Annotated in this window: 20 protein-coding genes; 19 read left to right on the forward strand and 1 reads right to left on the reverse strand. The window is 36.3% G+C overall.

Features of this window, described 5'->3' with window-relative positions; genetic code table 11:
- Positions 1 to 427: 427 nt before the first annotated feature.
- The 13 genes from hprK to hisIE all read left to right on the forward strand — a co-directional run bounded on the left by hprK (position 428) and on the right by hisIE (position 11,760).
- A complete protein-coding gene (gene hprK / locus FS935_RS09070) occupies positions 428 to 1,363 on the forward strand; it encodes an HPr(Ser) kinase/phosphatase (RefSeq protein ID WP_146947748.1) in 936 nt (311 codons plus the stop codon).
- Positions 1,364 to 1,615: 252 nt separating this feature from the next.
- The gene (gene lgt / locus FS935_RS09075) at positions 1,616 to 2,434 is read left to right on the forward strand and encodes a prolipoprotein diacylglyceryl transferase (RefSeq protein ID WP_146947751.1); all 819 of its coding nucleotides are present in this window, start codon (positions 1,616 to 1,618) and stop codon (positions 2,432 to 2,434) included.
- A 39-nt stretch (positions 2,435 to 2,473) separates the two neighbouring features.
- A complete protein-coding gene (locus tag FS935_RS09080) occupies positions 2,474 to 3,421 on the forward strand; it encodes a nucleoside recognition domain-containing protein (protein WP_146947757.1) in 948 nt (315 codons plus the stop codon).
- Positions 3,411 to 4,052, forward strand: coding sequence for a pyrophosphatase PpaX (gene ppaX / locus FS935_RS09085; RefSeq protein WP_146947759.1), 642 nt, complete (start codon positions 3,411 to 3,413; stop codon positions 4,050 to 4,052). The genes FS935_RS09080 and ppaX overlap by 11 nt, the downstream gene beginning before the upstream one ends.
- 1 nt (position 4,053) lies before the next feature.
- Positions 4,054 to 4,581 (forward strand): acyltransferase, encoded by a 528-nt coding sequence (locus FS935_RS09090; RefSeq protein WP_146947761.1) that lies wholly within the window; start codon positions 4,054 to 4,056, stop codon positions 4,579 to 4,581.
- A gap of 767 nt (positions 4,582 to 5,348) precedes the next feature.
- Positions 5,349 to 6,515 carry an ATP phosphoribosyltransferase regulatory subunit gene (locus FS935_RS09095; RefSeq protein WP_146947763.1) on the forward strand — a complete coding sequence of 389 codons (1,167 nt, stop codon included), beginning with the start codon at positions 5,349 to 5,351 and terminating at the stop codon, positions 6,513 to 6,515.
- 25 nt (positions 6,516 to 6,540) lie between these two features.
- A complete protein-coding gene (gene hisG, locus FS935_RS09100) occupies positions 6,541 to 7,146 on the forward strand; it encodes an ATP phosphoribosyltransferase (protein WP_239589593.1) in 606 nt (201 codons plus the stop codon).
- A 3-nt stretch (positions 7,147 to 7,149) separates the two neighbouring features.
- The gene (gene hisD, locus FS935_RS09105) at positions 7,150 to 8,418 is read left to right on the forward strand and encodes a histidinol dehydrogenase (RefSeq protein WP_146947767.1); all 1,269 of its coding nucleotides are present in this window, start codon (positions 7,150 to 7,152) and stop codon (positions 8,416 to 8,418) included.
- Positions 8,419 to 8,430: 12 nt separating this feature from the next.
- On the forward strand, positions 8,431 to 9,021 hold the full coding sequence (gene hisB / locus FS935_RS09110) for an imidazoleglycerol-phosphate dehydratase HisB (RefSeq protein WP_146947769.1): 591 nt from the start codon (positions 8,431 to 8,433) through the stop codon (positions 9,019 to 9,021).
- 1 nt (position 9,022) lies between these two features.
- Positions 9,023 to 9,646 carry an imidazole glycerol phosphate synthase subunit HisH gene (gene hisH / locus FS935_RS09115; protein WP_146947771.1) on the forward strand — a complete coding sequence of 208 codons (624 nt, stop codon included), beginning with the start codon at positions 9,023 to 9,025 and terminating at the stop codon, positions 9,644 to 9,646.
- A gap of 1 nt (position 9,647) precedes the next feature.
- Positions 9,648 to 10,385 carry a 1-(5-phosphoribosyl)-5-[(5-phosphoribosylamino)methylideneamino]imidazole-4-carboxamide isomerase gene (hisA, locus tag FS935_RS09120; protein WP_146947773.1) on the forward strand — a complete coding sequence of 246 codons (738 nt, stop codon included), beginning with the start codon at positions 9,648 to 9,650 and terminating at the stop codon, positions 10,383 to 10,385.
- A complete protein-coding gene (gene hisF, locus FS935_RS09125) occupies positions 10,382 to 11,140 on the forward strand; it encodes an imidazole glycerol phosphate synthase subunit HisF (RefSeq protein ID WP_146947775.1) in 759 nt (252 codons plus the stop codon). The genes hisA and hisF overlap by 4 nt, the downstream gene beginning before the upstream one ends.
- Positions 11,137 to 11,760, forward strand: a complete 624-nt coding sequence (gene hisIE / locus FS935_RS09130) for a bifunctional phosphoribosyl-AMP cyclohydrolase/phosphoribosyl-ATP diphosphatase HisIE (protein ID WP_146947777.1) — start codon at positions 11,137 to 11,139, stop codon at positions 11,758 to 11,760. Before hisF ends, hisIE begins: the two co-directional genes overlap by 4 nt.
- Positions 11,761 to 11,980: 220 nt before the next feature.
- Here the strand turns inward: hisIE and FS935_RS09135 are convergent, their stop codons facing one another.
- On the reverse strand, positions 11,981 to 13,003 hold the full coding sequence (locus FS935_RS09135) for a DUF3231 family protein (RefSeq protein WP_146947779.1): 1,023 nt from the start codon (positions 13,001 to 13,003) through the stop codon (positions 11,981 to 11,983).
- 271 nt (positions 13,004 to 13,274) lie between these two features.
- Here FS935_RS09135 and FS935_RS09140 point away from each other — a divergent pair, with 271 nt between their 5' ends.
- The 6 genes from FS935_RS09140 (at position 13,275) to whiA (ending at position 20,156) form a co-directional block, all read left to right on the forward strand.
- A complete protein-coding gene (locus FS935_RS09140; protein WP_158638578.1) occupies positions 13,275 to 14,735 on the forward strand; it encodes a tetratricopeptide repeat protein in 1,461 nt (486 codons plus the stop codon).
- Between the two features lie 513 nt (positions 14,736 to 15,248).
- A complete protein-coding gene (trxB, locus tag FS935_RS09145; RefSeq protein ID WP_146947783.1) occupies positions 15,249 to 16,199 on the forward strand; it encodes a thioredoxin-disulfide reductase in 951 nt (316 codons plus the stop codon).
- A gap of 396 nt (positions 16,200 to 16,595) precedes the next feature.
- On the forward strand, positions 16,596 to 17,054 hold the full coding sequence (locus tag FS935_RS09150) for an 8-oxo-dGTP diphosphatase (protein ID WP_146947785.1): 459 nt from the start codon (positions 16,596 to 16,598) through the stop codon (positions 17,052 to 17,054).
- Positions 17,055 to 17,312: 258 nt separating this feature from the next.
- Positions 17,313 to 18,209 (forward strand): RNase adapter RapZ, encoded by an 897-nt coding sequence (rapZ, locus tag FS935_RS09155; protein WP_146947787.1) that lies wholly within the window; start codon positions 17,313 to 17,315, stop codon positions 18,207 to 18,209.
- Between the two features lie 3 nt (positions 18,210 to 18,212).
- Complete coding sequence (mgfK, locus tag FS935_RS09160) at positions 18,213 to 19,175, forward strand: gluconeogenesis morphogenetic factor MgfK (RefSeq protein ID WP_146947789.1); 963 nt, start codon at positions 18,213 to 18,215, stop codon at positions 19,173 to 19,175.
- A gap of 30 nt (positions 19,176 to 19,205) precedes the next feature.
- A complete protein-coding gene (whiA, locus tag FS935_RS09165; RefSeq protein WP_146947791.1) occupies positions 19,206 to 20,156 on the forward strand; it encodes a DNA-binding protein WhiA in 951 nt (316 codons plus the stop codon).
- Positions 20,157 to 20,158 lie beyond the last annotated feature (2 nt).

Here is a 20,158-nt window from a genome sequence, read left to right on the forward strand (position 1 = left end):
ATAAACAAGATCAAACAACTTCTATTTTTGTTTATAACACTCTAATGCTAAAATGGACTTAGAGTTGTGTAAGTGTAATTATTTTAAAGTGCTGTTTTTCAAAGTTGGTTGTTTTAAATAGACTATAGTTGAATGGAACCAAGTGTTTATAGTTAATAAGAGTATGTTAGACCAAATGTTGTTTTACACTTTGTTTATTGTAGTGAAAGGCATGAGACTCCTGCGGGAGAAGCGTGTCGAAGGGAGACCCCACAGGCGCTTGCGCCGAGGAGGCTCCTGGACCGCCTGCGGAAAGCGAATGCCTGTAACGGAAATAAACAACGAAGTTTAAACCTATCTATCCAATAACAACACAACTAATATGAAAAGATAAACAAGACATTAACTCAACTGTCTAATGCTCTTGTTATAAAGGAGGATATATATAATGGCAAAAGTTCGCACAAAAGATTTAATCGATAAATTTAGCATGGAACTAATTAGTGGTGAAGAAGGAATAAATCGACCAATTACAACAAGTGATTTGTCACGACCAGGGATTGAAATGGCGGGATTTTTTACATATTATCCAAAAGAAAGAGTTCAATTACTTGGTAAAACAGAACTTTCGTTTTTTCATCAGCTTTCAGATCAAGAGAAAAAGCATCGCATGGACGAGTTGTGTACAGATGTAACTCCTGCGATCATTTTATCAAGGGAATTAGAAGCGCCAAAAGAATTACTTGAAGCATCAGAAAGAGCAGGTGTTGCTGTATTACGGTCACCTTTGAAAACAACAAGACTTTCAAGTCATTTAACAAACTTTCTTGAAGGAAAGCTTGCGCCGACTACTGCTGTTCATGGAGTATTAGTTGATATTTATGGTGTTGGTGTGCTGATCATTGGTAAAAGTGGTGTTGGTAAAAGTGAAACAGCTCTTGAGTTAGTAAAACGTGGACACCGTTTAGTAGCTGATGATTGTGTTGAAATTCGTCAAGAAGATCAAGATACATTAATCGGTAGTGCTCCAGAGCTTATTGAGCATTTATTAGAAATTCGTGGGTTAGGAATTATTAATGTGATGACGTTGTTTGGTGCAGGTGCTGTTCGTAGCTTTAAACGAATCACATTAGTGATTAATCTTGAGCTATGGGATCAAAACAAGCAATATGATCGTCTTGGTTTAGAAGAAGATAAGATGAGAATAATTGATACTGATGTAACTAAGTTAACAGTTCCTGTTCGTCCTGGACGAAATCTTGCGGTTATTATCGAAGTTGCTGCAATGAATTTCCGTCTGAAACGTATGGGTGTAAATGCGGCTGAGCAATTTACTAGTAAGCTTGCTGGTGTGATTGAAGATGGAGATCAAGAAGAGGAATAAACCTTACGATATAAAAAGAAGATTCCACTAAACTATCTGAGGATTATTTTTTGAGTCACTAAAAAGCAATAGGTTATGATAAAGAGCTATAATAAAAAAATGTGGAATCGGTAAAATACCGATTCCATTAATAATGAATAAACACAGTGTTAAATTTTTATTAATATTACCATGACAAAAGGAAAATGTTGTATGGTAATAAGGGGAAAGTACTTACATAAAAAGTGAAAAAAAGTAGTGGGAGATGAAGTTATGGAAGATAGTATAAAGCCTATTAATCCCGTATTTCTTGACTTAGGTCCAATTCAAGTCCATTGGTATGGTGTAATTATTGGTTTAGGAGCTTTACTGGGTCTTTGGATTGCGATGAGAGAAAGTGAAAGACGTGGATTACATAAAGATACCTTTGTCGATTTAGTTCTATTTGCGATTCCAATTGCTATTCTTGGAGCAAGAGCTTATTATGTCATTTTCCAATGGGATTATTACTCACAAAATCCTGGAGATATATTTAAAATTTGGAATGGTGGTTTAGCGATACATGGTGGATTAATCGCCGCCTTTATTACAGGAGCTGTTTTTGCACGTGTTCGCAAGATTTCATTTTGGAAGCTAGCTGATATTGGTGCACCAAGTATTATCCTTGGTCAGGCAATTGGTCGTTGGGGGAATTTTATTAACCAAGAAGCACATGGTGGTGCTGTAACCCGAGATTTTCTAGAAGGATTATTTCTTCCTGAATTTATCGTGAACCAAATGTACATCAATGGCCAATATTATCACCCAACATTTTTATATGAATCTCTATGGAGCTTAGTAGGATTCATTGGTTTAATGCTATTAAGAAAAGCGAATTTCAGAAGAGGAGAGCTTTTCTTAACGTATATTATTTGGTATTCAATTGGTCGCTACTGGGTAGAAGGACTAAGAACAGATAGCTTGATGTTAACTGAATCACTGCGTATTGCACAGGTGATCTCGATCGTGTTAATACTGATTGCTGTTGCAGTTATGATCTTCCGCCGTGTGAAAGGCTATTCAAAAGAAAGATATCTAGATGTAAGTAAATAATTAGCGTAGTTTATAACATAGCAGCGAGGAGAGAGCCACATGGGGAAAAGTTTAAAAGCAGGACTTCAAGCGGGCTTTCAAACAACCTGGACATTAGGGAAAATTATCTTCCCTATTACATTAATTGTTAGCCTGCTTCAATACACACCAATATTAGGATGGGTTGCAAAATTAATTACTCCTCTTATGGGGATATTTGGTTTATCAGGAGAAGCTGCGATTCCTTTGGTTATTGGTAATTTTTTAAATCTATATGCTGGTATAGGTGCAATTCTATCGTTAGATTTAACAGTAAAAGAAGTCTTTATTCTCGCACTAATGCTGTCTTTTTCACACAATCTACTGATTGAATCATCAGTTGCTGCAAAAGTAGGGCTTCACCTTTGGGTTATTCTTGCTGTAAGAATTGGTCTTGCTCTTATATCTGCATTCGTCGTGAACCTTGTATGGCAAGGTGGCGGTGAGATGGCTCAATATGGATTTGTGAGTTCAACAGAGGTTGTACCAAACGGTTGGCTTGAGATCATTAGTATCGCTTTACAAAAAGCTGCATTAGGGGTTGTTCAACTCGCATTAATAGTCATCCCGTTAATGATTGCCATTCAATATCTAAAAGATTTAGGATTACTAAAGGTATTTACAAGGTGGATGGCACCTGTTACACGTTTTTTAGGGATGAAGGAAAATACATCAATGACATTGGTTGCAGGTCTAACGATTGGTTTAGCTTATGGAGCGGGTGTCATGATTCAAGCTGTAAAAGAAGATAATGTGAGTAAAAAGGATTTAACTTTGGCATTTATTTTCTTAGTTGCTTGTCACGCTGTTGTAGAAGATACATTAATCTTCATACCATTAGGAATTCCTGTTTTACCATTGCTTATCATTCGGTTAGTAGTAGCAGTTGTTTTGACAATTACGATTGCAACAATTTGGCGTAAAGTGGAAGCTACACCAAGAAGAAAGGAAGCGACTTATGAAAATTAACACTCTTTTATTTGATTTAGATGGAACCTTAATTAATACAAATGATTTGATCATAGAATCGTTTTTACATACGTTACACACGTATTATCCTGATCAATACGTTAGAGAAGACATTTTACCATTCATTGGTCCAACTCTTTACGATACATTCTCAACAATTAATCCTGAGAAAGTAGAAGAAATGATCACAGTTTATCGTAAATTTAATCACGAACAACATGATGTACTTGTCACAGAATATGAAACAGTATTTGAAACGGTTAAAGCGTTAAAAGAACAAGGATTTAAGCTAGGAATTGTGACAACGAAAATACGTGATACCGTAAACATGGGCTTAAAGCTAACAAAGCTAGATCAGTTTTTTGATGTTGTCGTTACATTAGATGATGTCGAGAACGCAAAGCCACATCCAGAGCCTGTTTTAAAGGCGTTGGAGCAGCTAGGTTCTTCACCTGAAGAGGCCATTATGGTCGGAGATAACCACCATGATATTGAGGCAGGAAAAAATGCAGGTACAAAAACAGCAGGAGTATCCTGGAGTGTAAAAGGAAGAGAATATATTAGTAGCTACAAACCAGATTATATCTTAGAGAAAATGAGTGATTTATTACCAATTGTCGGAGAGAAATAAGTTGAGAAAAACAACTCGTTATCCAGTAACTGGAGCAAACTCTTTATGGCATGTATACAAAACAGTTCCATTTTGGAAGGTAGTTCGTAACTTTATTGTCATTCAGCTTGCAAGATACACACCATTTTTAGCAATGAAAAACTGGTTATACCGAACCTTTCTAAAAATGAAAGTAGGAGATCAAGCCTCTTTTGCCTTAATGGTCATGCTTGATGTGATGTTCCCTGAAAAAATATCTGTAGGTAAAAACACAGTAATCGGCTATAACACGACAATCCTAGCTCATGAATATCTAATAAAAGAATACCGACTTGGCGATGTGATCATAGGCGACGAAGTATTAATTGGCGCTAACTCAACAATCCTACCAGGCGTAACAATCGGACATGGAGCCATTGTATCAGCAGGCACTCTAGTCCACAAAGATGTCCCAGAAGGAGCCTTCGTAGGCGGCAACCCAATGCAATTAATCTATACAAAAGAAGAAGTACTAAAACGCAATCTATCTACAACAAAAGAAGATTCTTAAAATAGGACCAAACCTCTTCATCAAAGACGGTAGAAAAGGTGGTATAACTCCCTATCTACCTCATTTGAAAGAGGGGAGGTTCTTTTGTTTATTTAGTAAGTTAATGTGGTGATTTGAGCCTTCTTTGAAAGTTGATTGTCTGTGGATTCTTTTTTGAAAGCTTTGTTCCGTATGAGTCAGATTCATCTGAACATCATAGTTCTAAGATATAAACATTGAGCTAAACTATAGCCTTTTTGAAGTTTTTAGAAGGATTTTAATCAGGTAGAGACTAGAGGCTAGTAATTAATTTGACAAACAACTTCTATAGATTCCTGAGTAGTATTGGTCTTAAAGTTTGTTGCTCATAGTGGAATGGAGCGGAAGGTATTTGACTCCTGCGGGCGCAGAGGAAAGGCTGAGACCCCACAGGCGCATGAGCCGAGGAGGCTCAGCTTCCTCCCCGCGGAAAGCAAATACCTGCAGCGAAATGAAACGGACTAATTACTATCTAACAAACTATAATCGCCAGTATCTTCACAAGAAAACAGTTAATTAAACGTTTGTTTAAACCAGTCAAAGCACTGTCAAATAAGGAATTCCAAAAAATATTAGCACTACCCTAAACCAAATTAACTGAATAAATAAACGATTTCAAAACAATAACCAAAACTATTTTTTGCTAACTTCTTGAAATAAACCCTTCACTTTGGTAGTATATTAGCATATTAGCGAAGTAAAGCATTCAGAAAATTATACTTAGTACTTAATAACGGGGGTACAGACACATGTTTATGTTTGAGAAACCGCTTGGGATGGTAGACACACTACCTAATCTATATGAAATAAAAAAGAAAACACGTCAAGCAATGACATCAACAATAGAACACTGGGGCTTTCAATTTATTGAAACACCAACACTAGAATATTACGAAACAGTAGGTGTACAATCAGCAATCCTAGATCAACAGCTTTTCAAACTGCTAGATCAACAGGGACATACTCTTGTTCTAAGACCTGACATGACAGCACCAATTGCACGTGTAGCAGCATCTAAATTATATAACACCTCATATCCTTTACGTCTTGCATATTCTGCAAATGTATTTCGGGCTCAACAACGTGAAGGTGGTCGTCCAGCGGAATTTGAACAAGTTGGCGTTGAATTAATAGGTGATGGTACAACAAGTGCTGACGCTGAAACAATTGCTTTAATGATTGAAACTTTAAAGCAAGCTGGACTTGAGAATTTTAAAATTGCCATTGGCCATATCGGCTTTGGTAATGCACTATTTAAAGAGGTTCTAGGTAACCAAGAACGAGCAGATGTGTTACGCCGCTTTTTATATGAAAAAAATTATGTTGGTTATCGAGAGCATGTAAAGAACTTACCTTTATCTTCTATTGATAAAGAAAGATTATTAAATTTGTTAAAGCTTCGTGGAGACATTGAGAAAGTTGTAGAAGCGAAAGAAATGATTTCATCTCAAGAAGCAAAGAATTCTTTAGAGGAAATCAACCAGTTGTGGTCAGCACTAGAAGCTTTCCAAGTAACAGATTATATTAAGCTCGATTTAAATATCGTTAGCCATATGAGCTATTACACAGGAATTTTATATGAAGTGTATGCAGATAATGTTGGTTTTTTAATTGGAAATGGTGGAAGATATGACCACTTATTTGAAAAATTCAACCGAGCTGCACCTGCAACAGGCTTTGGATTGCATATTGACCGAATTATTGAAGCGTTAAATATCGAAGAAGAACAGAACTTTCACTGTGTTATTTATAGCCAAGAGCGTCGCACAGAGGCAATTGCACATACAACCGAGCTTCGAGCTTCAGAAAAAAAAGTTGTCATGCAGGATATTAGCGGGATAAAAGATGTGGATGCTTTTACAAAGCAATTTGAAGAAGTGGTTTACTTTATTGGATCAAAAAAGGAGGAGCTGTAAGGTGAAAGATGTATTAACAATTGCCATGCCAAAAGGAAGAATATTTGTAGAAGCAGCAGATATGCTTCGTAAAGCAGGTTATCAGCTTCCTCCAGAATTTGATGAATCAAGAAAGCTGATTTTAGATGTTCCGAATGAAAATATTCGCTTTATTTTAGCGAAGCCAATGGATGTTGTCACATATGTTGAACATGGTGTTGCAGATGTTGGGATAGCTGGTAAAGACGTGATGCTAGAGGAAGAACGAGATGTATATGAAGTGCTCGATCTTAAAATTAGTGAATGTTATCTTGCAGTAGCAGGATTACCTAATGCAAAAATTACAGATGTTGCACCGAAAATTGCGACGAAATATCCTAATGTTGCATCGAGTTATTTCCGTGAGCAAGGTGAACAAGTGGAAATTATTAAATTAAATGGATCAATTGAGCTTGCTCCATTAATTGGTTTAGCAGAACGAATTGTTGATATTGTTTCAACTGGTCGTACATTAAAGGAAAATGGTTTGGTTGAGCTTGAACATATTTGCGATATTACTTCTCGTTTAATTGTAAATCCTGTTAGCTACAGAATGAAGGATGAACCAATCGATGAATTAGTTGAACGGTTATCGAAAGTAATTGGAGGCTAAATTATGAAAATTACTCGCATTACTGATAAAAAGGTATCATTAAGAAGAACAATTGATACAGGTACAGAAGAGCAACGAAAGGTTGTTCAATCGATTATTTCAACCGTACAAAAACAAGGTGACAAAGCACTTTTTTCATATACTGAAACATTCGATAAAGTCACATTATCAAATTTAAAAGTAACAGAAGAAGAATTTGTTGCAGCTTATAGATCTCTTGATGAAGAGCTAGTAACGATTATTCGTGAAGCAGCGGTTAATATTCGCGCGTTTCATGAAAAGCAAAAACGTGAAACGTGGATAAGCTATGATGAAAATGGCACAATGCTAGGTCAGAAAATCACAGCTTTAGATGCTGTTGGTGTTTATGTACCAGGTGGAACGGCTGCATATCCTTCATCAGTGTTAATGAATGTTATTCCCGCTCAGGTAGCTGGCGTGAAGCGAATTGTGATAACATCACCACCAAATCAGCAAGGAACATTGCCAGCAGGTGTGTTAGTTGCGGCAAAAGAGCTTGGCATTACAGAGATTTACAAAGTTGGTGGTGCACAGGCAATTGCAGCACTAGCTTATGGAACGGAAACAATTGCTGCTGTTGATAAAATTATGGGGCCGGGTAATATCTTTGTTGCGCTTGCAAAGCGTGAGGTATTTGGCATTGTTGATATAGATATGATCGCAGGTCCAAGTGAGATTGTTGTGTTAAGTGATCATACAGCTCGAGTAAATGAAATTGCCGCCGATTTGCTTTCACAAGCAGAGCATGATAAAAATTCATCTAGTATTCTTGTGACAACATCTATTAAGCAAGCAGAAGAGGTAGCAATTGAGATTGAAAAACAAGTAGCCACTTTACCTCGACATGAAATCGCAAAGGCGTCAATTGATGCGTACGGACACATCTATGTGACGGATACTTTTGAAACAGCCATTGCTGTTGTGAATGAATTAGCACCAGAGCATTTGGAGGTTTTAACAGAAAATCCTTTAGCAAGCTTAAATGAAATCAAGCACGCTGGAGCAATCTTTCTTGGAAGATATAGCTCAGAGCCTGTTGGCGATTATTTTGCAGGACCTAACCATGTTTTACCGACAAACGGTACAGCACGTTTTTCAAGTCCGTTGAACGTAGATGATTTTATGAAAAAATCCAGCATTATTTCATATAGTGAAAAAGCATTTTTAGAAAATTACAGTAAGGTTGCTAAGCTAGCAAGACTTGAAGGCTTAGAAGCACATGCTCGTGCAATGGAAGAACGACTTAAATAGGAGGCGAAAAGGATGACTAGAAAAGCATCAATTGAACGAAATACAAAAGAAACACAAATTTCCTTAGATTTTACGATCGATGGAAAAGGTCAATCTTCACTTAAAACAGATGTTCCATTTATGGATCATATGCTTGATTTGTTTGCAAAGCATGGTCAATTTGATTTAACGGTTAATGCAAATGGTGATGTTGAAATTGATGATCATCATACAACAGAAGATATCGGTATTTGCTTAGGTCAGGCACTTCGTGAAGCACTAGGTGATAAACGAGGAATCAAACGCTATGGAAATGCTTTTGTGCCAATGGATGAAGCACTTGCTCAAGTAGTAGTTGATTTAAGTAACAGACCACATTTTGAGTTTAAAGCAGAATTCCCAAGTCAAAAGGTCGGTACATTTGATACGGAAAATGTTCATGAATTTTTATGGAAGCTTGCTCTTGAAGCTCGCATGAATTTGCATGTAATTGTTCATTATGGTCACAACACTCACCATATGATTGAGGGAATTTTCAAAGCATTAGCAAGAGCTTTAGATGAAGCAACAATGGTTGATCCACGTATTGAAGGAGTTCTTCCATCAACGAAAGGAATGCTCTAACATGATCGCGATTATTGATTATGGAATGGGTAATTTATATAGCGTTAGTAAAGCACTGGAACGAATGAATGTGAATTATATTCTTACTTCAGACCAAGAAGAGTTAGATAAAGCTGATGGCTACATTCTACCAGGAGTTGGTTCATTTAAAGATGCGATGTCCATTTTAAATGAAACAGGATTAACAAGCTTTATTCACAAAATAGTGGCTGAAGGAAAGCCTCTACTTGGGATATGCTTAGGCATGCAATTATTATTTGATGAAAGTATTGAAAATGGACTTTCAAAGGGCTTATCTTTATTACCAGGTCAAATCGTGAAAATTCCTGAAGGTACAGAGTTAGAGCCATTAAAAGTTCCACATATGGGCTGGAATGATTTGATCATTAAAAATCAAAATCGTTTACTTGATGGAATTTCTGGTGGATATGCGTACTTTGTTCATTCCTATTACGTTCATACAGATCAGAAAGAAACATTATTAGCAACAGCTGACTACGGAATTGAAGTACCTGCTATTGTTGGTCGTGGAAATGTATATGGTACTCAATTTCACCCTGAAAAAAGCAGTGAGCTAGGATTAGCGATTTTACGAAATTATATTAAAATAGTGGAGGGAGAATAACATGAGCCAATTTATTATTTATCCTGCAATTGATATGCGTGGCGGTAAATGTGTACGATTGCTTCAAGGAGATTATAACAAAGAAACGGTATATGGAGATTCTCCTTTTGATATGGCCAAGCAATTTGATGATAATGGTGCAAGCTGGATTCACATGGTAGACCTTGATGGCGCAAAGGAAGGAAAACTTGTGAATCATCAGCATGTGCTTGATGCAGCTGAAAAGCTTTCTGCGAAAATTCAAATCGGTGGCGGTATTCGAACAGAAGAAGATGTGAATTTTTATTTATCACAAGGTGTAGATCGTGTTATTTTAGGAAGTGCTGCCATTTCTAATCCGGATTTTGTGAAAAAAATGCTTGCTACATATGGTGAAAAAATAGCGATTGGTATTGACGCTAAAGATGGCTATGTTTCAACAGAAGGCTGGTTAAATACATCAACTATTAAAGCAACTGATCTTGGTAAAGAGCTTGCAAATGCTGGTGCAGAGGTGTTTATTTTCACTGACATTGCAACAGATGGCATGCTATCAGGACCAAATGTTGAAGCTGTTGTTGAAATGGCTCAAGCAACTGGAAAACAAGTGATCGCTTCTGGTGGAGTGAGTTCTTTAAAGGATTTAGAAACTCTCGCAGAATATGAAAACACAGGAGTATCTGGTGCAATTGTTGGGAAGGCCCTTTATACAAATCAATTCAGTTTAAAGGATGCTTTACAAGTAGGGAAGCAATCATGATAACAAAACGTATTATTCCGTGCTTAGATGTAAAAGAAGGACGAGTTGTTAAAGGGATTCAATTTCTAGGGTTACGAGATGCAGGAGATCCAGTTGAGCTTGCAAAATTTTATGATCAAGAAGGAGCAGATGAGCTCGTCTTTTTAGATATCTCTGCTTCACATGAAGGCCGCAAAACAATGGTTGATGTTGTTGAGCAAGTGGCAGCACAGCTAGCTATTCCGTTCACAGTTGGCGGTGGTATTAACTCTCTTGAAGATATGAAAAGAATTCTTCGTGCAGGTGCAGACAAAGTATCATTAAACACTGCTGCTGTATTGAATCCAGAGCTTATTACAGAAGGATCAGGCTTTTTCGGATCACAATGTATTGTAGTGGCTATTGATGCTAAGTATGATGAAGAACTTGGTAGCTGGAGAGTTTATACACATGGTGGAAGAAAAGCAACAGATTGGGAAGTTGTAAAATGGGCACAGGAAGCTGTTAAACGCGGTGCTGGAGAAATTTTACTAACAAGTATGGACAGTGATGGCGAAAAAAGCGGCTTTAATCTCTCTTTAAATAAAGCAGTAAGTGAAAACGTAACTGTTCCTGTTATTGCCTCAGGTGGAGCAGGAAATGCAGAACATTTTTTACACGCCTTTCAAGAAGGAAAAGCAGATGCAGCATTAGCAGCGTCAATTTTTCATTATAAAGAAACATCAGTCAAAGAAGTGAAAATGTATTTAGATCAACAGGGGGTGAATGTTCGATGATTGAAAATGTAAAGTTTGATGAAAAGGGATTAGTTCCTGCGATTATCCAAGATGCAACAAGTAAGGAAGTTCTTACTCTTGCTTATATGAATGAAGAGTCTTTAAAAAAGACATTAGAAACAAAGGAAACATGGTTTTACAGCAGATCAAGACAAGAGCTTTGGCATAAAGGTGGAACATCTGGCAATATTCAAAAGGTTGTTGAAATGAGATATGATTGTGATCAAGATGCCATTCTTGTTTTAGTTCAACCAGCGGGACCTGCTTGTCACACTGGTGCATACACTTGCTTCAGCGAAACAATTGATAAACAAGAAGTTTTCACAGCACAAGATCGTTTTGCGATTTTAAACAATCTTGAGGCGCTAATTGCAGAGCGTGAAAGTGAGCTTCCAGAAGGATCTTATACGACGTATTTATTTAATGAAGGTGTCGATAAAATCCTTAAAAAGGTCGGCGAAGAAGCAAGTGAAGTCATCATTGCTTCGAAAAATCGTGACGCGGAAGAACTAAAATGGGAAGTAGCTGATTTACTCTTCCACTTAATGGTTTTATTAAGAGAGCAAAAGCTTCCGTTAGATGAAGTGTTAAAGGTGCTTGAAGAAAGACATTCTAAATAAGGTAAAGGAAAGATATGAAGATGGGTGTAGTTGTCCTATTTTCATATCTTTTTTGGGTGAAAAAAAGTTGGTTGGTTGTCGAAAATTGTCTAATCGCTGATAAATCTGCAGAATCGCTGATAAATTTCAAAAATCGTTGATAAATCTGCAAAATCGCTGATAAATGACGTAGCACCCACACACTTCCCTAAAAATCCAATATGAACACCACTAAATATGACTATTTCTTACCCTTAGATAAATACTCACGATCCATTGCTTGAGATGGTCGTTCGAACCAGCCATTTTTGATCATTATATTTGCACTATCTTCAGCATATAGACCAATATCCTTTATCATGCTAAGATATTTTGTTGCAAGATCACGTCTAAGTGAGAGACCAAGGGATCCGCCCATATTACCGATACCAATTGACGTTAATGCACTTACATGAAATAACATAAGCTTATCAGAAAAGGGAGCTATAGTTGAATTATTCACCTCTGTATCCCAAGTCATTGGAGCGGGTAAGGTACTTTCTTCCAATAGTGTACTAAGGTTTTTGATAATCGAGCGGGCTAATTCTATTCCTTTAATAAAGTGACTTCTTAACTCTTCAGACCTCACTGTTTGTGAAAAGCCAATTAATAGAGCCTTTCCATTCGAGTTATTTGTATGGTTCATAAAAATATGAGCAATTTCTTCAGCAGTTAGTGTACGTCTTTCTCCAAACCACCCTCGTAAAAACGCTTGTTTCTCTATAAAATCAGGTTGATCAGGTATGGATATGTATGGAGGTCGAATAAAGATGCCTTTTGAAAGCATCACTTCTTTTGCTTTATCTTCGACATGAGCGGCATCTATTAAATAATGATAATAAAGTTCTCGTATATCTTTTCTTGCTGCCATTGAAAATGCCATACCATCTGCGGCAATTCCAGCTTTACCTAAGTTTCGAAGAAAAAATAGCATGTACGTATCAGAAAATAGTCTCGGAGCGTCTACATTGACATCTTCATCAGAAAAACCAATAGGAATCGGGTAATTTTCTTTTGTGAAAATTTCAGTTAAAGATATTAGATGCTCTGTTGATTTACTTATGGCTAATTCAATAATTTGTTTAATTTCTATATCTTCAACAATATTGTTGAAATATTTGAGAACAGGTAATGTCGCGCTTTCTGTTATATAAGATGTCCAAAGAACCCCTATTTCAGCAGAAGTTAATTGTATATGGTGATTCTTCATATTCTTTTCGTCCATAAATCTTCCTCCTAACTTATAACAATTAGTCTTTACAAGTCATCTAAAGAATATTTGTATTTTTTTGGGATTTCCTTTTAATGTAAATGCTTTCGAAGATTTCTTTTCAACAGGACGTGTTCTCAAGGCTGTTACGGATTTTAAAAAGTTTGTGAAACCAGTTCGTTTTTCTGATAGTCAGGTAGAAATACATTTAAATTAACCACTATTGTAGAGGGCTTATCTTGTGGTATACTTACCTACGGTGAATTGATTGAAATGGAGGATTTCAGTGGGAAAACATTTGAGCAAACAACAAAAAAGAGCACAGGTTGTCCCGTTTCTCCAAGATGGACAATATTATTATAATAAAGGCCTAAAGGCGTATCGTGAACAAAACTTTCAAAAGGCTAGTAAATACCTGACGAAAGCATTGGAGCTAGATCCAAATGATACAATGAAACTTTCTCAGCTTGCAACAGTTTATACAGATATGGGGAAGTATAGTCAATCGAATGAGTTACTTTTACGTATTCTTGATGACGTTGATACAAGTATGTTAGAGTGTCATTACTTTATGGCAAACAATTATGCACATCTTGGATTATTTCAAGAAGCTTACAAATGTGCTACGGAATATGCTGAAAAAGCACCATATGGTGAATTTATAGAAGAAAATGAAGATCTTATTGACCTTTTAACAATGGAAGATGATGAAGAAGAGCCATTCTTAAAAGATCCCGATGATCTTATCATAAAACAGGATGCAGCAAAGTCACTTCTTGAAGATAGTAAGTTTGACGAAGCTATTTTATTACTTGAAGAGCTTGTGAAAGAATATCCTGAATTTTGGTCTGCTCATAATAATTTATCATTAGCTTATTTTTATGTTGGGGAAGTGGAGAAAGCAAAGGAATATTTAACAACTGTTCTTGAGCGTAATCCAGGTAACCTTCATGCATATTGCAATTTGTTAGTTTTTTATTATTATGAACGTCAGGATGATAATGTAGATGAACTAGCCAAAGCACTATCAAATGTACATCCACTTCTTGTAGAGCATCGATATAAACTTGGTGCTACCTTTGCTTTAGTAGGCTATTATCCAGTAGCTTATAAATGGCTTAGATCACTGCATAAGCAAGGCTATGAGGGTGATGATGTATTTTATTACTGGTTATCTTATTCTGCTTACTTTACAGGACACGTTAACTTTGCTGAGCAAATGTGGGAACGAGTAATAAAACTGAATAAAGAAAAGGTTGGATCAGAGCCTTGGAATGTAAATGCTGAGAAATCAGAAAATAGAGCTAACAGCATGTCATTGGAAGAAAGATTGTACGCCATTTTCCTGTCGATAGAAACGAACAATCTTGATCAAATAAAGGATTATCAATTCTCAAATGTTCCTCAATCACAATTAGAAAAAGAATTTATTAAACTTGCTTTATCTAATGATCGTGATGATGATATGAAAAAAATGGACTCTCTTTACCAAGTGGCAAAAACATTATTTGTTCAATCTGAGCATGATGAATTATTTCTTTTTACATTTAAAATCTTAGCAAAAGCTTATAAAAATGAGTATTCTTTTAAAAATTATGCTGGTTGGGCTGCTGCTTTAGATTATATATGGATGAAGCAACATGCTTCAAATGAAGAAATTAGCCAAAACGCTGTTGCTAACAAATATGGTACATCTATTTCATCAGTTAGAAAATATGTGAAATTGGTTAAAACTATCTTAGCTTAAAATCCCAAGTATTATGTGCTTGGGGTTTTTTATGAGTTTGTTTTGCGCTTTTAACAAGGCACTTCCGCTTTTCTAATCTGGTCAGCTACTGTAGTCTGACTTTGTAAAAGTAAGATGCCTAGCCCCTCGAGGAAAAATAAATTCCTTTTTCCTTGGTCATAAGCCACAAAGGAATGGAAGACAAAGAGCGACTTCTATTCCTTTGCGTCTTATGCTTGTCGGGGCTGAACAGGCACTTTCGCTTTTCGAGTTTGTCCAGCTACAGTGCCTAGCCCCTCGAGGTCATAAGCCACAAAGGAATGGAAGACAAAGAGCGTCTTCTATTCCTTTGCGTCTTATGCTTGTCGGGGCTGAACAAGGCACTTTCGCTTTTCTGTATATGAGCAAATTATTAGCGTGTTTCGACTTTATTTTATACGATGGGGGTACGGCAAAATAAAGAAGACGAAGACGTATGTGTCTTCTTGTATTAGCAGATAACTAAAGTAAAGGTACTTATAAGGAGTGAACGTCGTGTCAGAAGAAAAAATTTATGATGTGATTATAGCTGGTGCAGGACCTGCGGGGATGACAGCGGCAGTATATACATCTCGTGCAAATTTATCAACCTTAATGATTGAACGCGGTGTGCCTGGTGGTCAAATGGCTAACACAGAAGAAGTGGAGAACTATCCAGGCTTTGATCATATATTAGGACCAGAGTTATCAACAAAAATGTTTGATCACGCTAAAAAGTTTGGTGCTGAGTATGCTTATGGAGATATTCAGGAAGTGATCGATGGTGAAGAATATAAAATAATCAAAGCTGGAAAAAAAGAATATAAAGCACGAGCTGTTATTATTACAACAGGTGCTGAATATAAAAAGATCGGTGTACCGGGTGAAAAAGAATTAGGTGGACGTGGCGTATCATATTGTGCGGTATGTGATGGAGCTTTCTTTAAAGGAAAAGAATTAGTTGTTATTGGTGGAGGAGATTCTGCTGTTGAAGAGGGTGTATATTTAACTCGCTTCGCTTCTAAAGTAACAATAGTCCATCGTCGTGATGAACTAAGAGCACAAAAAATTCTTCAGCAACGTGCATTTGATAATGAAAAAATCGATTTTATTTGGAATCATACAGTAAAAGAAATTCATGACCAAGATGGTAAAGTAGGCAAAGTGACATTAGTAAACACGGAAAATGGTGAAGAGCAAGAATTTAAAACAGATGGAGTGTTTATCTACATTGGTATGGTTCCATTGTCTAAACCATTTGCAAGCCTAGGCATTACAAACGAAAGTGGTTATATAGAAACAAATGACCGAATGGAAACAAAGGTTGAAGGTATATTTGCTGCTGGAGATATTCGTGAGAAAATGCTACGACAAATCGTTACAGCAACTGGCGACGGTAGTATTGCGGCGCAAAGTGCACAACATTATATCGAAGAATTAGTAGAGAAACTTAAAACTGTAAAGTAATGTCGAAGATTGTTTTACCAAAACGTAATTCTGTTTTAACTTTACTGTAACATGAGTGAAACAATTATGGGTTATTATAAAGATAGTAATTGACCCCCTTTTATAAATAGACTTATTTGGAGCATGGGTGCCCTTTTCCTATGCTCCCCTTTTTTTATTCAACTGTTCAAAAAAATTTCAAAAAAAATGAAACAGTTTTCTTTCCCCTTCGTATATACATATATCATCATGAAAATCACCCAGGAAAATTGTTACAAATTTAGCCAGCCATGTTCATTGTTAAGACTCCTTGAAAATAGTATAATAAATGAAAGTAAAATACGATGCAGATTTTCTTAAAACAAATGATATGCAAAACTATTTTGAGAATCATGTTATGAATGAGGTGAAGAATATTTGCAAAGAGTAACAAATTGCGTCTTAGTAGAAGGAAATAAAGTTCTTCTCCTTCAAAAACCTAGAAGAGGCTGGTGGGTTGCACCAGGCGGTAAAATGGAGTTAGGAGAATCGATTAAAGATACAGTTACTCGTGAGTACCGCGAGGAAACAGGAATTTATATAAAAAACCCACAACTTAAAGGGATTTTCACCTTTATTATTCAAGAAGGAAAAGAAGTTGTTTCTGAATGGATGATGTTTACCTTTTCTGCTACAGATTATCAAGGCACAAACGTGTTAGAATCTGAAGAAGGCACAATAAGGTGGCATGACATTGAGGAGATAGAAAAGCTTCCAATGGCACCAGGTGATCACCACATCTTAGATTATGTCATCAAAGGAAATGGAATGTTATATGGAACATTTACATATACACCCGATTTCGAACTAATTTCCTACCGCTTAGATCCACAGTAATGAAAATTAATCTGTTGCTGTTGGGATATTTTCTTCCCTATTTATAAAAACTAGTTATTTATTATGATATGTTAAAGAAAGCGAATTACAAGGTTTTTGTTACCTTTAAGCCTGCGCTTTCTTTAATAAAGGCACTTTTCTGAAAGAATGTTGGTTATCAGCTAGAAACTGTCAATATACAAAGCGGTTTAATCTAGTACTAAAAGCAACAACGTCTTCGAAAATAGCCTATAAGTTGAAGAGAGGAGGAGCCTAAAAATGACTGTTGAAAATCTTGATACACAACAAGAAGTACAAATGGTGATCATTACTGGTATGTCAGGTGCTGGTAAAACAGTAGCCATTCAAAGCTTTGAAGATTTAGGTTATTTTTGTGTAGATAATTTACCACCAACTCTTTTGCCAAAATTCTTAGAATTAATGAAAGAATCTGGATCTAAGATGAATAAAGTTGCTCTTGTTATGGACCTTCGAGGACGAGAGTTTTTTGATAGCTTATTTCAAGCTCTAGATGATTTATCTGAAAAAGCGTGGTTAACACCTCATATTTTATTTCTTGATGCGAAGGATGCGGCACTAGTTACAAGATATAAAGAAACTCGCCGTTCCCATCCTTTAGCTTCAAAAGGATTACCTTTAGAAGGAATTGGGCTTGAACGGGAGCTGCTAGAGGAATTAAAGGGTAGAGCACAGCTGATCTTTGATACCTCTGATTTAAAGCCAAGAGAGCTACGAGAAAAAATTCTTAAGCAATTCTCATCGAGTGTTCAGCATACCTTTACAGTTAATGTTACTTCCTTTGGCTTCAAATATGGAGTGCCAATTGATGCTGATCTGGTATTTGATGTGAGATTTTTACCAAATCCACATTATATTGATCATATGAGACCAAAAACTGGTTTGCAGGAAGAAGTATCTTCGTATGTGTTAAAGTGGAGTGAAACACAAAAGTTTTTAGAAAAGCTCTTAGATTTACTTTCCTTTATGTTGCCTTATTATAAGCGTGAAGGAAAAAGTCAATTAGTTGTTGCGATTGGATGTACAGGAGGACAACATCGCTCAGTTACACTGGCGGAATACATTGCAAAGCATTATAAAAATGACTATCATACTCAAGTTTCTCATAGAGATATTGAGAAAAGAAAGCAACATTAAGTAATGTCAGAACAGCCTAAAGTCGTTATTTTAGGCGGTGGTACTGGTTTGTCGGTATTATTAAGAGGATTAAAAAAGTTCCCTGTTGATATTACCGCAATCGTTACTGTTGCTGATGATGGCGGGAGCTCAGGCAGGCTCCGAACTGAACTCAATATTCCTCCTCCTGGTGATATTCGCAATGTATTAGCTGCTTTATCAGATGTTGAGCCTCTTGTTGAGGAGCTTTTTCAGCATCGATTTAATAAAGGAAATAATTTAATCGGACATTCATTAGGAAACTTAATTCTAGCTGCTATGACAAATATAACAGGTGATTTTGTTCATGCAATTAGGGAAATGAGTACTGTTTTAAATGTTCGTGGAAAAGTATTACCTGCTGCAAATACAAGTGTTGTTTTAAATGCAGAAATGGAAGATGGTACAATAGTTTCTGGAGAATCTAAAATTCCCTTTTCGGGGAAAAAGATAAAAAAAGTTTTTCTTTCACCTGATGATATTGAACCACTTCCTGAAACACTAGAGGTTATTGGAGAAGCAGATTTAATTATTATTGGACCTGGAAGCTTATACACAAGTATTTTACCTAACCTTTTAGTACCAAAAATTGGGGAAGCTGTTTGTCAAGCTAAAGCTAAAAAGGTGTATATATGTAATGTAATGACACAAGCAGGAGAAACGTTAAACTTTTCTGCAAGTGATCATGTGAGAGCTTTGTATACTCATATGAATGAGGCCTTTATGGATATTATTCTTGTAAATGAGGAAGAAATTCCAGACCATATCAAATCATTATATGAGGAAGAGCTTGCAAAGCCAGTTCACTTTGATGTAGATACATTAACCTCTCTAGGTCTTGACGTGATAACAGATAACATTGTTTGCTATGAAAATAGTGTAATAAGGCATGACACAAATAAAGTTGCAAAGCTATTGTATGGAATTCTACAACAAGAATTAACATAAAGCTGTTTGTGAAGGAATGGGGGTGCAGAGTTGTCATTTGCATCTGAAACAAAGAAAGAATTAACCAACTTAGAAATAAAGCCATGCTGTTTAAAAGCGGAATTATCAGCACTCATTCGAATGAATGGCTCCCTGAGCTTTTCAAATCGAAAGGTCATTTTAGATATACAAACTGAAAACGCTGCGATTGCAAGAAGAATCTACACTTTATTAAAGAAACAATATGTTGTATCAGTTGAGCTTCTTGTTCGAAAGAAAATGAGATTAAAAAAGAACAATGTCTATATTGTGCGTCTAGTTGAAAATGCACGCACAACTCTAGAGGACTTAGATATTTTAGATGAAGGTTTTACCTTTTTTAGAAGTATTTCAGAAAACCTTGTTAAAAAGAAATGCTGTAAACGCTCTTATATAAGAGGGGCATTCCTTGCAGGTGGCTCTGTTAACAATCCTGAAACATCTTCTTATCATCTTGAAATATTCTCCCTTTACAAAGAACACAACGATTCACTTTGCGAGCTAATGAATACATTTGATTTGAATAGTAAAACACTAGAGCGCAAAAAAGGCTTTATCACTTATCTAAAGGAAGCAGAAAAAATCACAGAACTTTTAAATGTGATTGGCGCACACCAAGCATTGCTTCGCTTTGAGGATGTTCGCATCATTCGAGATATGAGAAACTCTGTAAATCGCTTAGTCAACTGCGAAACAGCAAATCTTAATAAAACAATAGGTGCTGCACTAAGACAGGTAGAAAATATCCGTTTTATTGATGAGCGAATTGGTTTAGATGCATTACCAGACAAACTTCGTGAAATCGCAAGGCTACGTGTAGAATATCAGGATGTTACACTGAAAGAGCTAGGAGAAATGGTCTCAAGCGGTACGATTAGTAAATCAGGAATCAATCATCGCTTACGCAAACTAGATCAAATAGCTGAACAAATAAGAACAGGACAGCCATTGTCACTAAAATAAAA

Source organism: Metabacillus litoralis (genome assembly GCF_007994985.1).
GTDB classification, from domain to species: Bacteria; Bacillota; Bacilli; order Bacillales; family Bacillaceae; genus Metabacillus; species Metabacillus litoralis.

Coding starts and splice junctions, on each gene's coding strand:
- FS935_RS09095 (WP_146947763.1), top strand. CDS start 5,349: ATGTTTATGTTTGAGAAACCGCTTGGGATGGTAGACACACTACCTAAT.
- hisH (WP_146947771.1), top strand. CDS start 9,023: ATGATCGCGATTATTGATTATGGAATGGGTAATTTATATAGCGTTAGT.
- mgfK (WP_146947789.1), top strand. CDS start 18,213: ATGTCAGAACAGCCTAAAGTCGTTATTTTAGGCGGTGGTACTGGTTTG.
- hisB (WP_146947769.1), top strand. CDS start 8,431: ATGACTAGAAAAGCATCAATTGAACGAAATACAAAAGAAACACAAATT.
- hprK (WP_146947748.1), top strand. CDS start 428: ATGGCAAAAGTTCGCACAAAAGATTTAATCGATAAATTTAGCATGGAA.
- rapZ (WP_146947787.1), top strand. CDS start 17,313: ATGACTGTTGAAAATCTTGATACACAACAAGAAGTACAAATGGTGATC.
- hisD (WP_146947767.1), top strand. CDS start 7,150: ATGAAAATTACTCGCATTACTGATAAAAAGGTATCATTAAGAAGAACA.
- hisIE (WP_146947777.1), top strand. CDS start 11,137: ATGATTGAAAATGTAAAGTTTGATGAAAAGGGATTAGTTCCTGCGATT.
- FS935_RS09135 (WP_146947779.1), bottom strand. CDS start 13,003: ATGGACGAAAAGAATATGAAGAATCACCATATACAATTAACTTCTGCT.
- hisF (WP_146947775.1), top strand. CDS start 10,382: ATGATAACAAAACGTATTATTCCGTGCTTAGATGTAAAAGAAGGACGA.
- hisA (WP_146947773.1), top strand. CDS start 9,648: ATGAGCCAATTTATTATTTATCCTGCAATTGATATGCGTGGCGGTAAA.
- ppaX (WP_146947759.1), top strand. CDS start 3,411: ATGAAAATTAACACTCTTTTATTTGATTTAGATGGAACCTTAATTAAT.
- lgt (WP_146947751.1), top strand. CDS start 1,616: ATGGAAGATAGTATAAAGCCTATTAATCCCGTATTTCTTGACTTAGGT.
- hisG (WP_239589593.1), top strand. CDS start 6,541: ATGCCAAAAGGAAGAATATTTGTAGAAGCAGCAGATATGCTTCGTAAA.
- FS935_RS09080 (WP_146947757.1), top strand. CDS start 2,474: ATGGGGAAAAGTTTAAAAGCAGGACTTCAAGCGGGCTTTCAAACAACC.